We start from the raw sequence: 15,355 nt of genomic DNA, 5'->3' as shown, positions 1-15,355 counted from the left end.
AGCCTATATTTTTACTCCTTCACTAGTTATGATATAACAAAAATTATAATATTATCAAGAAATATAGTTTCCCCTATTTCATGTTACAATTGCATGATAAGGAGGCGTTCAACATGGCTGAACAAGAAAAAAGTGCTACTCAGCAACGAATCGATAATGCTGTCTATGGTACACCTAAAATTAAACCCGACGAACAGCGAAAATACCTCGGAACATTCCGTGAACGCGTCTGTTTAACAATTAGTATTCAAGAATTAAGAGAACAAGACTGGACAACGGCACTAACCACAGAAGTAAATCGTGGCATCGGTGATCTTATTTTCATCAACGGCAAGCTCCCGCATGATGAAATTCACCCATATATTCAAGCAGCAGCTAAGGCCAATGCTCACTTTACACTAAAGACTGATCCCGAATATAAAACTGATCCGGAATCATTAGCAATTGTAATTGCCGCCAAAACAGCTGTATATCAATCACCAGTTGACGTCAAAAAAAGATACCCTAATTTAAAGGCCACAAATATTGATAATGATGAAGAATCTGTTGACCAGCGTCAAAGCTTTTTTCATCGCCTTTTTCACAGAAAGGATCGTGGATAAAATATGCAGCAACCACTTGCTTATCGAATGCGTCCCCGAACATTAGACGAAGTGGTCGGTCAAGAACACCTTGTCGGCCCAGGAAAAATTATTTCACGCATGGTTAAAGCGAAAATGCTTTCTTCAATGATCTTATATGGACCACCAGGAACAGGAAAAACAAGTATTGCTAGTGCTATTGCCGGGTCAACCAAATATGCCTTTAGGAAACTAAACGCAGCAACGGATACGAAAAAAGATTTACAGATTGTAGCTGAAGAAGCCAAAATGAGTGGAACTGTAATATTGTTACTCGATGAAATCCACCGTTTAGATAAGGTGAAGCAAGACTTTCTTTTACCACACCTAGAAAACGGACGGATTATTTTAATCGGCGCAACAACAGAGAACCCGTATATTAGTATTAATCCGGCAATCCGCAGTCGAACGCAAATTTTCCCTGTCCATCCTCTTTCGGTAGATGAAATGAAGATTGCAATCCACCGTGCGTTAGTCGATAAAGAGCGTGGCTTAGGCAATTTACCACTAGTTTTAGAGGAGAATGCAGAAAATCAACTAGTTGCAGCAACGAATGGCGACCTTCGTAGCGCATTAAACGGTTTGGAACTCGCTGCTAAATCAACTGATCCAAGTGAAGATGGCAAGATTCATCTTACACTACCGATCATTGAAGAAAGTGTCCAAAAAAAGTCCTTGGCTGCTGATAAAAACGGCGATGCGCATTATGATGTTATTTCAGCATTTCAAAAGTCGATCCGTGGTTCAGATACGGATGCTGCACTTCATTACTTGGCACGGTTAATTGAAGCCGGTGACCTTACTGTTATCGCACGCCGCCTAATGGTAACTGCCTATGAAGACATTGGACTTGCCAATATGCCTGCTGTGCAACGAGCTGTTACTGCAGTTCAAACAGCAGAAAGAGTTGGTTTCCCGGAAGCACGAATTCCACTTGCTGATGCTGTAATAGAGCTATGTCTCTCACCAAAATCTAATTCAGGAATTAACGCAATTGATGAAGCCCTTGCGCAAGTCCGTCAAGGCGGTTTTGGCGATGTCCCTGCCCACCTTAAGGATGCCCATTATAAGGGAGCTGCTAAGTTAGGACACGGGATTGATTACGACTTTCCACATGACCATCCCCATGATTGGGTAGCTCAGCAATATTTGCCTGACCGAATTAAAGACGCTCAATACTACCAGCCTAAAAGCAACGGTCGTTTTGAAACAAGCCTAGGGCGCCAATATTGGCAAATACGAAAAGCTCAACAACAAACTTTACGCGGTCAGCATCACCCGCGTAAATAATTGCACCAATCAAGTAAAAATGCTATTATAAAGGTGAAAATTCTGTAGTGTACGCGTTGTCTAAACGCAGGTTTGCCTTACAGTCTTATTACTTTGGGACTAGTGCATCGCCTTTTGGACAACATGCCTTTACACTTGGTAGTTGAATATTAGGCAGCCGTGTCCCACCTGTCTTAAACACAGGTCAACACTGAATGACAATTAACGGCACCAACGGAGTTTTCGTACATATTCAGTGGCGTGATAGTAGGCAAACTTACTACCACGCCATTTTTAATTTTATTATAGATAGGATAGATTTTTTATGTTGTTATCACTGCTAATGACGCTATTCGGCCTCATCGCTCTTTTTGAAGGAATTTTTCTTTTAACTCATATCCATAAGCCATTTCTTGTTTTTGATCCAAACAAAAGCAAGTACTTGGCTCCCCAACTAAAAAACTGGGGAATTGTTATGACAATTGTCGGGATCTTATGTGTCATCGCGGGATGGACCAATAGTACCGGCTTCCTTGTTGTTATGGTAATTATCGGCTGTGTCTGCGAGACATTAATGGCGTTTGCGATTACTGCTGATCTTCGTGTAAATCACCGAAAGTAATGTTTCGTTGGCGCTTTACGCTCAATAGTGAAAAAGTGTATAATAAGTATATAATATAAAGATTTCAGGAGGGCACTAAAATTATGGCACAAGAATATAAACACATTTTAGTTCCAGTCGACGGTTCAAAAGAAGCTGAATTAGCTTTTAAGAAGGCTGTTGCTGTTGCAAAGCGTAACGGTACAGACACTGAATTACGTTTACTTCACGTTGTTGACACCCGTGCATTTCAAAATATCTCTAGTTTTGATACTTCAATGGTTGAGCAGGTTACAGAAACTGCAAAGAAGACTTTAGATAAGTACATTGACTATGCTAAAGAACACGGTGTTGCAAACGCTAGCTACTCAATTGAATATGGTGCTCCTAAGACAATTATCGCACGGGATGTGCCAAAAGAAATGGGTGCTGACTTAATCATGATTGGTGCTACTGGACTAAACGCTGTTGAACGAATTTTAATTGGTTCAGTTACTGAATTTGTTACTCGGACAGCTATTTGTGATGTTTTAGTAGTACGGACCGATTTGGATAACAAGCAAATTGAAAATCCAAAGAAGCGCCGGTTCTAAATATCAAGATAAAATCGATCAAATGCCTCATAAACGTTAGCATTCCGCTAATTATATGAAGCATTTTTTATATATTTAAAATTAATTCTATTAAGATAGGAGCGCAAAGCATTGGAAGTGAAATATGAAACAGTAAAACAAACTTTACGGAACGAAATCATTGACGGAAAATATAAAATTAATGAAAAATTACCAACTGAAAGTGCCTTAATGAAACGTTTTAATGTCTCCCGCTATACTATTCGACGGGCTGTCGGCGACCTTGAAAACGAACACTATATCTATCGAATTCAAGGTGGCGGGATGTTTGTTCAGGATTGGCAACGCGACTGGACAAAAAACGAAAAGAATAAGATAATCGGGGTTATTAGTACTCATATTGCTGACTATATCTTCCCGCCAATTATTTCTGGTATCGACAGTATCGTCACTGAACAAGGTTATTCAATGATTGTCGGTAATACTCTTAATGACCATAATAGGGAACGGCAAACAATCTTAAATATGCTTGACCTTCAAATTGCCGGCTTAATTATTGAACCAACTGAAAGTGCCATGCCTAATCCAAACTTGGACCTATATCGCCAAGTTCAAAAGTATAAAATTCCAACAATTCTCTTTCATTCTACTTATCCAGGCTTTGAGTTTCCGTCCTTGCTAACAAAAGATCGCGAAGCTGAAGAAGAACTGGTGACCTATCTTTTTGAACTCGGGCACACTAACATCCTTGGCGTATTTCAAATTAATGACCAACAAGGTATCGATCGAATGGCAGGAATGATTAAAGCATATCAAGATAATAATATCCCGACTACAAGCTCAAACGTTATCATGTATCAGTCAAGCGACCCCTATGAAAATATTATTAAAAAGGTTGATAGGATGCTCAATAGTAACCAGGAAATCACTGCCATTGCTTGCTATAATGATCAGTTAGCAACAAGAATTATTAGCCACCTCCAGAGGCAGGGAAAAGAAGTACCAAACGATATCTCAGTAATTGGTTTCGATAACTATGAAATGGCGCAAATCATTTCTCCTAGCCTTACAACAGCTAATCATCCCAAACGGCAACTTGGGGAAGATGCTGGTAAGATGATCCTAAAAATGATTGCCGGCGAAGAAGTTGAATCAAAAGTCTATACACCAACGATTATCAAGGGACAATCAACCGCCCCACTCACTGCAAAGGAGAAGACAAATGAATAACAAAGTAAAGCAACTGTTACTCGCAGATGGTCAATCAATGCCGCAAGAGGGCTTTGGCTTATATAAAATCACAGATCAAAGTACGATTACGTCAGCAATTAAATATGCCTACGATGCGGGATACCGCCTTTTTGATACAGCACAGTTATATAAAAACGAAGCAGAAGTTGGAATTGCACTTAAAGAACTTAACCTACCACGTGAAGAACTTTTTATTACTACTAAAGTATCCGAGCCCAATCAAGGATTTAAGCAAACAATTACTTCCATCAAGGACTCACTCCAAAAGTTAAAGCTTGACTATGTTAATCTTCTTCTTATTCACTGGCCAATTGAACGGGCTTTCTTTGATACCTGGGCAGCTCTGGAGGAATTAAAAAAGGAAGGATTAACTCGTTCAATCGGCGTAAGCAACTATCAAATGATTCACCTTCAATATCTTGCTACACAAGCACGGGAAATGCCGGTTATTAATCAAATTGAACGGCACCCGCGTTTGAACCAACAGCCATTGGTGCAGTACGATAAAGAACACAATATTGTGACCCAAGCATGGAGTCCCCTTGGTCGTGGCACTATCCTTGATAACCCAACGCTAAACAAAATTGCGGCTAAACATAATAAATCCGCAGCCCAAATTGTCCTTCGCTGGCATCTCCAAAGCGGTGTTGCTTTTATTCCAAAATCAGTTCACGAAGCACGAATTAAACAAAATATAAACATTTACGACTTTGTACTGAGCGATGATGAAATGACAGCGATTAACAACTTAAATAACTTTACGCGGGTCGGTAAAGAACCAGCATTAGTTTACGAATATAACCTTAAATATTAAAAAATGGAGCCAAGATAAGGTCACATAATTGATCTTACGTTGGCTCCTTCTTTATATACATTTCAAATTAAAAATAACCCGGGAAATAATCCCTGCTTTTTATTCAGAATATGGATTTTCTTTAATTACGCGTGCTGGATTACCTGCAATAACTACATTATTACCGAATGATTTCGTAACAACACTTCCCGCACCAACAATGACATTATTGCCCAAAGTCACACCAGGACAAATAACTGCTCCGCCACCAATCCACACATCATCGCCAATATTAATGTCCTCACTCTGTCCATAAGCACCGTTGCGACGTAATTTAGGATTCAATGGATGATTAGGACCCGTGGGCCTAACAAGCAATGCTTACCGATCCTAATAGGACTCACATCAAGCATTACGCAATCATAGTTAGCGAAGAAGTCATCGCCTACATAAATGTTGTAACCATAATCACATTTAAATTGTGCATGAACTTCGCAATTGGTACCAACATGGCCAAACAATTGACGGATCAAAGTAATGCTTGCAGTTGGGTTCATCTCGCCAAGGGCATTGAAACGTTCAACTAATTGACGGGCATATCGACGTTCCTTAACTAATTCTGGATCATAAACATTAAATACTTCTCCAGCTAACATTTTTTCTTTTTCAGTTTTCATATTTCATTGCTCCTCATAGATAAAAAAGAGAGGCCGTTATCTCGACTCGAGGTACACCGAAGATAACTGCTTCTCTCTCATAAGTATTATGCGGATTTATTATTCAATAAAATCAACTTTAACTTCTAACATTTCAAAGAGGTCTTTAATTTGTTGCGGCTTCAAGCTAAAGCTCAAAATTGTATGGTGTCCGCCACCAGCATGCATCCACCGTTCTGCCCCTTCTTTAAGGCCGACAGTTGGTGTCCATAACTGCTTAGCAACTGGAAGATGTGGTGTTTCAGCTTCTGGCTTGTGGCAATCAACAGAGTAACCGATAACCTTGTAACCATCATTGAAGTATGAAAGGGTAACGTCGACAGCCTTACCTTCACGACCAGTAAATACTAAACGTGCAGGGTCATCTTTGCCACCGATGTCAAGCGGGTGAACTTCAACCCGTGGCTTGTCTGAAGCAATTGTTGGGTCAACTTCAAGCATGTGAGAGCCAAGAATTGCTTGGTGACCAGCACGAAGATCAAGTGTGTAGTCTTCCATAAAGGCAGTAGCTACATTATCAGCAGCAATCTTCAATAAGCGGTCCATTCCAGCAGACTTCCAATCACCTTCAGCACCAAAGCCGTAACCATCACGCATTAATAATTGAGCAGCTAACCCAGGTAATTCTTCAAGACCATGTAAGTCTTCAAAGTTAGTAGTAAAGCCTGTGTAGCCCTTTTCGTCCATGAACTTCTTCAATGCAAGATATTCACGAAGTTGGTAACGTACTGAGTGTTCATAGTGTTCCTTAGTATTGTCACCTTGAACCATTTCATACTTACTTTCAAGGTCCTTGTATGCAGCATCAATTTCATCTTCACTAATGCCGTTAACATATTCAACCAATTCGCTTACTGGCCAGTAGTCAACTGTCCAGCCAAGGAACATTTGAGCTTCAACCTTGTCCCCTTCAGTAACAGCAACATTCCGCATTGTGTCACCGAAACGAACAATCTTAATGTTAAAGCTTTCGTTGTAAGCAACAGCAACATTTTGCCAATCAGCGATTTCTTCTTGAACTTCTTTGTCACCCCAGAAGCCGTAAACAATCTTGTTGTGCTTTTGAAGACGAGCATTAATATAAGCATATTCACGGTCACCGTGAGCAGATTGGTTTAAGTTCATGTAATCGAAGTCGATCGTGTCATATGGAATCTTGTTTAAGTATTGAGTTGCCAAGTGAAGTAATGGCTTTTGTAAAAGTTTTGTCCCACGAATCCAGTTCTTAGCTGGTGAGAAGGTATGCATCCATGTCATAACACCGGCAACATTGTCGTTGTAGTTTGCTTCCTTCATAAACTTAGTAATTCCTTCAGCAGTGGTCATTACACCCTTGAAAACAACTTTATATGGTAATTTGCCGCTTTCATTCAACTTGTTAACGATGTCTTCAGCATCAGCAGCAACAGACTTTAATTGTTCTTCACCATAAAGGAATTGACTACCAGTAACAAACCAAAATTCATAATTCTTAATATCCATGAGATTACACTCCTTTTATCCTAAAAAGTTTTAAATGTAGCTACCAAAATTAATTAAGCGTGAGTTGCATGGTCCTTAGAATGAGCATTGTTTTGTCCATAGTAAGCATTAGCACCATGCTTTCTGTAATAGTGCTTATCAAGCAAGTATTGTGGCAGGTGAAGGTCTTTATGCGTCAATTGCATTGCATGATAGTCTTCCTCTGCTACTACTTCCAGCACCTTTGCGTTATAAACTGCCTTATCAGGTGTGGGTCCCCAGGTAAATGGACCGTGTTGCATGACTAATGCAGCTGGTGTAGCTTCATAGTCTAGCCCCCGCTCCTTGAAAGAACGAACGATTACTTTTCCGGTGTTACCCTCGTAATCTTCTTCAATTTCTTCCTTCGTTAAGGCATCAGCAGCTGGCACATCGGTATAGAAAGTATCCGCATGAGTAGTATTCATCGCTGGAATATCCATCCGTGCTGCCGCAAAAGATACCGCCCATGGTGAATGGGTGTGAACAACCCCGCCAATCTTTGGAAAATGATTATAAAGATAGGTGTGGGTCGGGGTATCACTGGATGGATTCAAGTCACCTTCGACTACCTCACCATCCAAGTTAACAACAACCATATCTTCTGGCTTCATCTCATCGTATGGAACTCCAGAAGGTTTAATAACAAACAAGCCCTTTTCACGGTCGATTCCAGAAACATTCCCCCAGGTAAAGGAAACTAATCCTAACTTAGGAAGTCTCATATTTGCATCATAGACTTCTTTTTTTAGTTCTTCTAGCATCTATTAATTACTTCCTTTCTCCGTATCACGTTCACTAATGTCTTTTCCGGCAAGCGACTCGACTGGCAAGCCAGCTTGATAACGTTTAATGAAACTTTCATAGCCCTTTACTCCTGCCGGTTCCGGTGTCAAGGTCATGCTTTCCGGATTCTTGAATACCTGTTCATCCAAGTAATCAGCTAATGATTCTATTGCATTTGTTTCTGCATATTTGGCAAGAACAGCCATTCCCCATGGGCCACCCTCACTAGCAGTATTCATGATTGTAATTGGAATATTCAAAGCATTTGCAAGAACCTGTTGACCAATAACCGGTGTACCAAAGAGCCCCCCTTGTGCAACCATAACGTCTGTTTGAACATGTTCCTCATTTAATAAGATGTCCATTCCAATCTTCAATGGCGCAAATGCCGCATAGAGTTGTGTTAGGAAGAAGTTGGCAAGGTTCATCTTACTATTTGGTGTCCGAACAAATAATGGTCGTCCTGCTTGGATTTTGGTAATGTTTTCACCAGAAAGATAGCTATAATTGATAAGTCCGCCTGCATCAGGATCTGAACGAACCGTTGAGTCGAATAATGTTTCGTACAATGTGTTGGTATCAATCTTAGCCCCAATCGCATCGGCAAAATCTCTAAATAATCCAACCCATGCATTAATGTCAGATGAACAATTATTGATATGAACCATTGCGACTGGGTCACCGGTTGGCGTCGTAACAATATCAATATCACGATGGAGCTTCTTCAATGGCGCATCTAAAACATTCATTGAAAATGCTGAGGTACCAACGGAAATATTACCGGTTCGTTTCCGAACACTATTTGTTCCAACCATTCCGGTGCCGGCATCCCCTTCTGGAGGAGCCATTAAACTGCCTGCAGTTAAGGTGCCGCTAAGATCTAGTAATTTAGCTCCGTCAGCCGTCAATTTCCCAGCATTATGACCAGCAATTTCTACTGATGGCAGGATATCCTTTAGCTGCCATGAATATTGTTGTACTTCTGGTAATTCATTAAATTTCTCGATAAGGTCTTGGCGATAAGTTAATATTTGATCATCGATTGGAAAGACTCCAGATGCATCACCGATTCCAAGAACCTTTTCACCAGAAAGCTTCCAATGAACATATCCAGCTAGGGTTGTAATGAAATCAACATCTTTAACATGCGGTTCCTGATTAAGAATTGCCTGGTAAAGGTGCGCAATGCTCCACCGCTGCGGAATATTAAAGTTAAATAACTCTGTCAATTTGTCAGCAGATTCTTCGGTAATATTATTCCGCCAGGTTCTAAAAGGTACTAGTAGTTGATTTTCCTTATCAAAAGGTAGATAACCATGCATCATAGCACTGACACCAATAGAACTAATATTTGTCAAGCTAGTATGATATTTACTTTGAACATCAGCTTTAATTTGGGAGTATGCCGATTGAATTCCTTCCCATACTTGATCAAGGGGGTAAGTCCAAATTCCATCATTAAATTGATTTTCCCAAGTATAGCTACCTGATGAAATCGTTTCAAAATCGGTATTAATTAAAACGGCTTTGATTCGCGTTGACCCTAATTCAATTCCAAGTGAAGTCTGACCATTTTTAATTTGGGTCGCTGTTTCACGTAAATTCATTGAATATTCCTCCTAATTTTCAGGATTGCCTGCTTTTACTCGGCCACGATTGGTTCCTTGTTCTTCAATTTCTTCGAGCGTATGACCACGAGTTTCAGGAACACAGGTCTTAACAAAGATAACTCCTAAGATACAGATAACACCGAAGATCGCAAAGACAGCTTCTTGAGGCATACTTGCAGTCATGATTGGGAAGATCAGACCAACTAACCATGACCCAATCCAGTTAAATGAAGAAGCTAATCCAGATGCCCGACCCCGAATAGCGAGCGGGAAGATTTCTCCAACAAGTACCCACGTTAATGGAGCCCAAGTGAAAGAATAGAAAGCAACATAGATACATAAGAACACAACAATTGTCATTGGATTCATGTTTGGCATCATCCAGTTAATAATTGCTGGCAAGATAAAGGAAAGTCCCATAACAGCACCACCAACCATCAACAATGTCCGACGGTTAAATTTATCAGCAATCCACATGTAAACTAGGGAACCGATAACTAAGATAACCCCTTGTACAATTGGCCACATTAGGTTTGAAGAAGCTGCTTGACCAGTTGCCTTTTGAACAATTAATGGGATGTAGTAGAAGATTGCATTAGCACCTTGGAATTGTTGGAAGGCGGCTACCCCAACCCCCGCAATAACAAGGTAACGATACTTGCTGCTAAATAGTGTTGACCAGCTTGTCTTTGAATTTGCCTGACGTTCTTCTTTAGCAGTTTCTTTAATACTTGCTAGTTCTTGATCGATTTCTGCTGGATTTTTACGAATATAAGTTAGGACCCGTCGTGCTTGTGCTTCGTCTCCCTTACGTAATAGGAACCGCGGTGATTCAGGTAAACGAAGAACACCGAGGAATAAGATCAAAGCAGGAACGGCAGCTAATCCTAACATCAAACGCCATGCCCATTCACCAGGAAGATCTTTTAATAAGAAGTCAACCACGTATGAAAGCAACATTCCGGAAACAATCATTGTCTGGTTCAATCCGGATAATCGTCCCCGCGCACTGGCCGGCGCCATTTCAGACATATAAGCAGGAACTAATGCTGAAGCAGCCCCAACCGCCAAACCTAAGAGCATCCGCACGATAATTAAGTAGTAAGCACTAGTCTCGCCCATATCCGGTGAAACACCAGATAAAACAGAGAAGACCATAAAGACGATTGCAGACATTAAAATCATTTTCCGGCGGCCAAACTTATCAGAAAGCTGACCAGCTAATGCTCCACCAAAGATTGCCCCGAACATAACCGCGGAGGTAATCCAACCAACTAACGAAGCTGCATTTTCAAGGTGCCAGTCGGCTTGCAAAAATGGCAAGGCTCCGGTCATAACACCGATATCGTAACCAAATAGGATTCCTCCAAATGATCCGAAGAAGTAGATAAATGCACTTGATATTTTCTTTTCGGCTTTTGCCATCACATTCATCCTCCTTAAAAACTAAAAGTGATAGATTATTCCATGAACATGAACGCGCTTTCATTGAACAACTATAACTATAAAGTATTTGTACGTATAAATCAAGAGTAATTATTTAAATTAATGCTGACCAATTGTGAAAAGCAATTTTATACATTCAACAAATCTTTGTCTATCTTATAGTTGAATCAGTTTATGCATGTGAAATAAATAATTTATTTTTTGGTTAATTAAAGGCTTTCTATACTAATATCCTTTATTATGTATATTAATTAATGTAAAAATCATCGATATTATTTGAAGACTATCTAAAATAATTTATGAATTTGTTGAATTTGTACGGATGAATTGTCGGATATAAAAATGACTGACTCTCCCGCTGAGCCAGTCATTTTTGAATGATATTTTAGTTGTGGAATGAGAATGTTGAATTATAATGGCTTAACTATCTAATTTATCCCCCCTTTCAATTGTCAGCTTCTCTTTCATCCATTATTAATCATTTTTCTTCCAGTAAGTAATTGAGTCGTACTTTACACCTGTTAAATCCTCACAAACCGCTTTCGTATGCAAATCAACATCTTTCATACTGCCACCCTTTTGGAGCCGCACTAATTCAGTTGAGAGTACCTTAAAATTCTTCTTACTCAAGTGAAAACGGCTAGCAAAAAACATTGCTAAGAGGATCATGCCACCAACACCGACCGACATGATTAAGGTAATCATTAAAATTGCGCTGTGTGGTTGTGCTAAGGCACCGGTTGCTGATTGCTTAAAGCCAGCAAAATCTAATAAGTATCCAGCAACTACGCCAGCTAGACCTTGACTAATCTGATTAATAAAGACCATCACAGACGCAAATAATCCAGATCGGTTTTTCCCAGTAACTAAGGTATCTAAATCGGGAATAAACGGAAACGCGTTCCATGGTGTGAAATAAAGGATATATAGGCCAATTTCATAAAGGACCATCCCAATTGTAAGATATACCATTATGTGTTCTGGTCTGAACATCGCAATTAATCCCCACATAATTGCACTAATTAAAATTAATGAATAACCAAAGAGATCCATTGCACGATAACTAACTTTGGTAATAACAATCCCAGCAATTATTGTAACTGGAATTGAAACGATACTTAATGATTGTAAGAATCCAGAAGTACTAGTTGACTTGCCAAGTACATAAACAATGTAGTAAACGAAAACAGTACTAAACAGAATTGAAGCAAAGTATGAACTAAGATAAATTCCCATATGAATTCGAAACGTCTTAATCTTAAAGGTTGAGAAATAGTTTTTGATCTCTGCTTTAATCCCATTGCCATTACCGTTTTCAGCCTTGGCTTCTTCATCAAGACGCTTAGCCTCCGCTTTAGTAACAAAATGTTCCCAAGTAGTCTTGTAACAGATCCAAATTAAGAAAACTGTTACAACAGAAAAGATAACCTGCATTAAGAAATACGGTTTTGGTGAAGTCTTAGGGTAAAATTTAAAGAGTAATGCTGGGATAAATTGGGTTAACATTCCGCCAAGGCCAGCAATTACCATCCGCGTAGTTGATAAGTATGTCCGTTCATTAAAATCCTTAGTCATTTCATTTGGTAATGTTTCCCATGGAATTTGTAGAACCGACATTAAAATCGTGGTAACTAAGTATGTAATTAAATAATACCAATATGACATTCCAGCAACCCATAAGGTAATCGGAATTAGTACTGACGGAATAGCCGCAAGAATAAAGATATGACGACGACCATACTTACGGCCAAGCTTATACTTATAAATATTATCGGAAATGTTTCCCATAAATAGTGAAGCAATTGCATCGGCAACTCGTCCGATTAGGAAAATCGTTGCCCCTTGTCCAGCCGATAGTCCACAGAAAGTCGTATAGAAGAATAGCAACCAGGCACCAACTAACCCTTGCATTGAGATGCTGAAAAATGAAAACGTTCCAAACCCAATTGATCGCCAAATTCCAATTTTGCCACGTTTCTGATAGATTTTACGGTTCTTATATTCATCCCAACCATCATGAATAACTGATTGAGAACTATGATCATTATTCATAATATTTCTCCTTTACTATTAAAGCTTATCAATTAAAATTTCGCGTAGTTTATCTGCTAATTTGGCATCTGACATTTCGCGATGCGTTGTCCACAAAGTCATTACCCGCGCATCACCTGGTAACTTTACAAACCGTCGTTCCCAGTCATCTTCATCAGCGGTATCACCAAGGTTACGTAAATATTGACGTAAAAACTTTAATTTTTTGACAGTTAACGGCACATCATTGTCCGCATCATTTTCATAAAAATCACGCCATTTTGGTGATGGATTATTTTTAATTACTACCAAAATCTTATTCATCATTCGAACTGCATTATCAGCTTGTAAAAATGCATAAATTAAGTCATCTTTTTCATGAGCTTCCTGAGTAGTCTCATATGCCTTAATTAAATTTACCAGTGCATGTAAACCAGCCGATTGGTTAATGGCACTCATATATAAATCACCATAAAGAACATTACGATTATGCTGATCCTTCATTTCCAACAATAGTATTTCTAAATTACGAATAAGTGCTGCCCATCCTGGTAATGATGGTTCAACCATTGCTTTAATCTTCTTTAAATCAGCACTAAGCGATCCTTCATTAACTAGCCAACCAGCGTCAGTTAATTTTCCATTTGGCGTAACCCATGCTTGAATAATTCGGCGAATAAGAAATGGAGCAAACTCATCACCAGCTGTTTCATCCTCATACTCTCCATACTGAACGACATTCTCCCAATATTGCTTGTAATATTGAACTAGCCTACCCCTCGACTCACTATAATAAGTTTCAACATACTCACTAAGGATTTCGGTTAAACTCCGCTCTTGATAATCTTCACGCCATGATTTTGCATATTCGCGAAGATGAAGAATATGAGGTTTAATATTTCCTGTATTTACTAGTTCAATTGTATCCATGTTATTTTGCCGTGCTTTACATAGTTCACTCGATACAAAAGCCGGACTATTCGACATTAAACCTAAAAAGTTTGATGCTTGTAAATCGTGAAAACCAGCATGACAATATAATCCCCGTTGGCGGTGGTGCGGATTGGGAACATTAAGAATTGGTACTCGGGGGTTATCAATTCCTTGTCGACGAGAAACCATCTTCCCATACCCACTATCTGCCCATATTTCAATAACATCATCTGGTAATTCAAGAAGTCCGTCACGGTAAAGTCCTGTCAATTCTCCATAGATATTAATTGCCATCGGAGCATCTGGATCATACTTCTTTACCATTTCATATTGTTCTTTAATAATCTGATTTATTACCCGGGAAATAGCTTTTTTCGTCCATTCCCGACTATCATCATCCTCCCAAAAAGGCTTATCACCTTGACCACGAAAGCCCAGGCTATAGACAACTTTTAGTCCTTGCTGTGCTAAAATAGCATCCTTCCATAATTGGCGGAATAAGTTAGGATACTTAATATATGAGGCCGTCAGGTTAGGATACTTTCGAGCAAACATTGCTGCTCCAAGTGGTTCCGCGTGATGTTGAGCAATAATCAATCCATACTCACTAGCAGTTTGACGATTCTTATGAGAGGTCAGGTCCGTTCCAGGAATAATTACATTGCACCCAACCCTTAAAGCAGTTTCAAAGGCACGTTGCCATACATATGAGTTAGAATCATGATCCTCCCACTTCATCAAAAGCAATTCATCATTAATAAACCATCCACGGTACTTAGTTTTATATTTTGGCAAATTCAAATTAAAATTAGTCCATAAAATACTCTCTTTCCGGTCAACCGGCGTATCCATCCAGTACCAAAAGTCATCAATTCCAAGAACCGAACGAGAGACTGCTAAGACCCCATACATCACGCCAATAGAACTTTTTGACTTAATAGTCACCTTCCCCTCTTTTAAATTAAAGTAATATCTTTCTGACTGCGACGCTGTGTCATGATCAAGTACCAAACAAATCTCATTTTGCTCTTTGCCAGCAAATGTTGTTTTGCTAATATCCCGTTGAAGAATAGCTTGAGCATTTTTTAAAATTGGATTTGTAACATCTGATATCGTTACCTGCGTATTCCTTGAAATTTCAAATCCTGCTGTCGTCATCTTTATCCCCCTTTACTGCTTAATTAACTTTACACCATTGATTGTAAGCGCTTAATAAGATATAATCTT

At 39.3% G+C, this 15,355-nt stretch carries 12 protein-coding genes, 1 other RNA gene and 1 pseudogene; 7 read left to right on the top strand and 7 right to left on the bottom strand.

All coding sequences use genetic code 11. The annotated features are described in order from the left end of the window. Positions 1–113: 113 nt before the first annotated feature. The 7 genes from IEU90_RS05685 to IEU90_RS05660 all read left to right on the top strand — a co-directional run bounded on the left by IEU90_RS05685 (position 114) and on the right by IEU90_RS05660 (position 5,127). The gene (locus tag IEU90_RS05685; protein ID WP_188357852.1) at positions 114–602 is read left to right on the top strand and encodes a YueI family protein; all 489 of its coding nucleotides are present in this window, start codon (positions 114–116) and stop codon (positions 600–602) included. A gap of 3 nt (positions 603–605) precedes the next feature. Beyond that, positions 606–1,910 carry a replication-associated recombination protein A gene (locus IEU90_RS05680; RefSeq protein WP_153710193.1) on the top strand — a complete coding sequence of 435 codons (1,305 nt, stop codon included), beginning with the start codon at positions 606–608 and terminating at the stop codon, positions 1,908–1,910. A 36-nt stretch (positions 1,911–1,946) separates the two neighbouring features. Further along, positions 1,947–2,134: non-coding RNA, 6S RNA (gene ssrS, locus IEU90_RS11560), on the top strand. Between the two features lie 80 nt (positions 2,135–2,214). Next, positions 2,215–2,511 carry a hypothetical protein gene (locus IEU90_RS05675; protein WP_153710192.1) on the top strand — a complete coding sequence of 99 codons (297 nt, stop codon included), beginning with the start codon at positions 2,215–2,217 and terminating at the stop codon, positions 2,509–2,511. Positions 2,512–2,594: 83 nt separating this feature from the next. Further along, the gene (locus IEU90_RS05670) at positions 2,595–3,083 is read left to right on the top strand and encodes a universal stress protein (protein ID WP_153710191.1); all 489 of its coding nucleotides are present in this window, start codon (positions 2,595–2,597) and stop codon (positions 3,081–3,083) included. 111 nt (positions 3,084–3,194) lie between these two features. Beyond that, the gene (locus IEU90_RS05665; protein WP_153710190.1) at positions 3,195–4,292 is read left to right on the top strand and encodes a GntR family transcriptional regulator; all 1,098 of its coding nucleotides are present in this window, start codon (positions 3,195–3,197) and stop codon (positions 4,290–4,292) included. After that, positions 4,285–5,127, top strand: a complete 843-nt coding sequence (locus IEU90_RS05660) for an aldo/keto reductase (RefSeq protein ID WP_153710189.1) — start codon at positions 4,285–4,287, stop codon at positions 5,125–5,127. The genes IEU90_RS05665 and IEU90_RS05660 overlap by 8 nt, the downstream gene beginning before the upstream one ends. A 99-nt stretch (positions 5,128–5,226) precedes the next feature. Here the strand turns inward: IEU90_RS05660 and IEU90_RS05655 are convergent. The 7 genes and pseudogenes from IEU90_RS05655 to IEU90_RS05625 all read right to left on the bottom strand — a co-directional run bounded on the left by IEU90_RS05655 (position 5,227) and on the right by IEU90_RS05625 (position 15,286). After that, positions 5,227–5,783, bottom strand: a pseudogene (locus IEU90_RS05655) (sugar O-acetyltransferase). 99 nt (positions 5,784–5,882) lie between these two features. Continuing rightward, positions 5,883–7,304 (bottom strand): L-arabinose isomerase, encoded by a 1,422-nt coding sequence (gene araA / locus IEU90_RS05650; protein ID WP_188357851.1) that lies wholly within the window; start codon positions 7,302–7,304, stop codon positions 5,883–5,885. A 53-nt stretch (positions 7,305–7,357) separates the two neighbouring features. Further along, on the bottom strand, positions 7,358–8,086 hold the full coding sequence (locus IEU90_RS05645; RefSeq protein ID WP_153710186.1) for an L-ribulose-5-phosphate 4-epimerase: 729 nt from the start codon (positions 8,084–8,086) through the stop codon (positions 7,358–7,360). Between the two features lie 3 nt (positions 8,087–8,089). Further along, positions 8,090–9,715: a xylulokinase gene (locus tag IEU90_RS05640; RefSeq protein ID WP_188357850.1), complete on the bottom strand. Its 1,626-nt coding sequence runs from the start codon at positions 9,713–9,715 to the stop codon at positions 8,090–8,092. A 12-nt stretch (positions 9,716–9,727) separates the two neighbouring features. Continuing rightward, positions 9,728–11,152, bottom strand: a complete 1,425-nt coding sequence (locus IEU90_RS05635; RefSeq protein WP_369932893.1) for a sugar porter family MFS transporter — start codon at positions 11,150–11,152, stop codon at positions 9,728–9,730. Positions 11,153–11,638: 486 nt separating this feature from the next. Beyond that, positions 11,639–13,216: an MFS transporter gene (locus IEU90_RS05630; protein ID WP_188357849.1), complete on the bottom strand. Its 1,578-nt coding sequence runs from the start codon at positions 13,214–13,216 to the stop codon at positions 11,639–11,641. An 18-nt stretch (positions 13,217–13,234) separates the two neighbouring features. Next, the gene (locus IEU90_RS05625) at positions 13,235–15,286 is read right to left on the bottom strand and encodes a glycosyl hydrolase 115 family protein (RefSeq protein WP_188357848.1); all 2,052 of its coding nucleotides are present in this window, start codon (positions 15,284–15,286) and stop codon (positions 13,235–13,237) included. Between the last annotated feature and the right edge of the window lie 69 nt (positions 15,287–15,355).

The organism is Limosilactobacillus caviae, from assembly GCF_014635905.1.
In the GTDB taxonomy this organism is placed as follows: Bacteria; Bacillota; Bacilli; order Lactobacillales; family Lactobacillaceae; genus Limosilactobacillus; species Limosilactobacillus caviae.
This window is presented reverse-complemented; position numbering and strand designations above follow the sequence as displayed.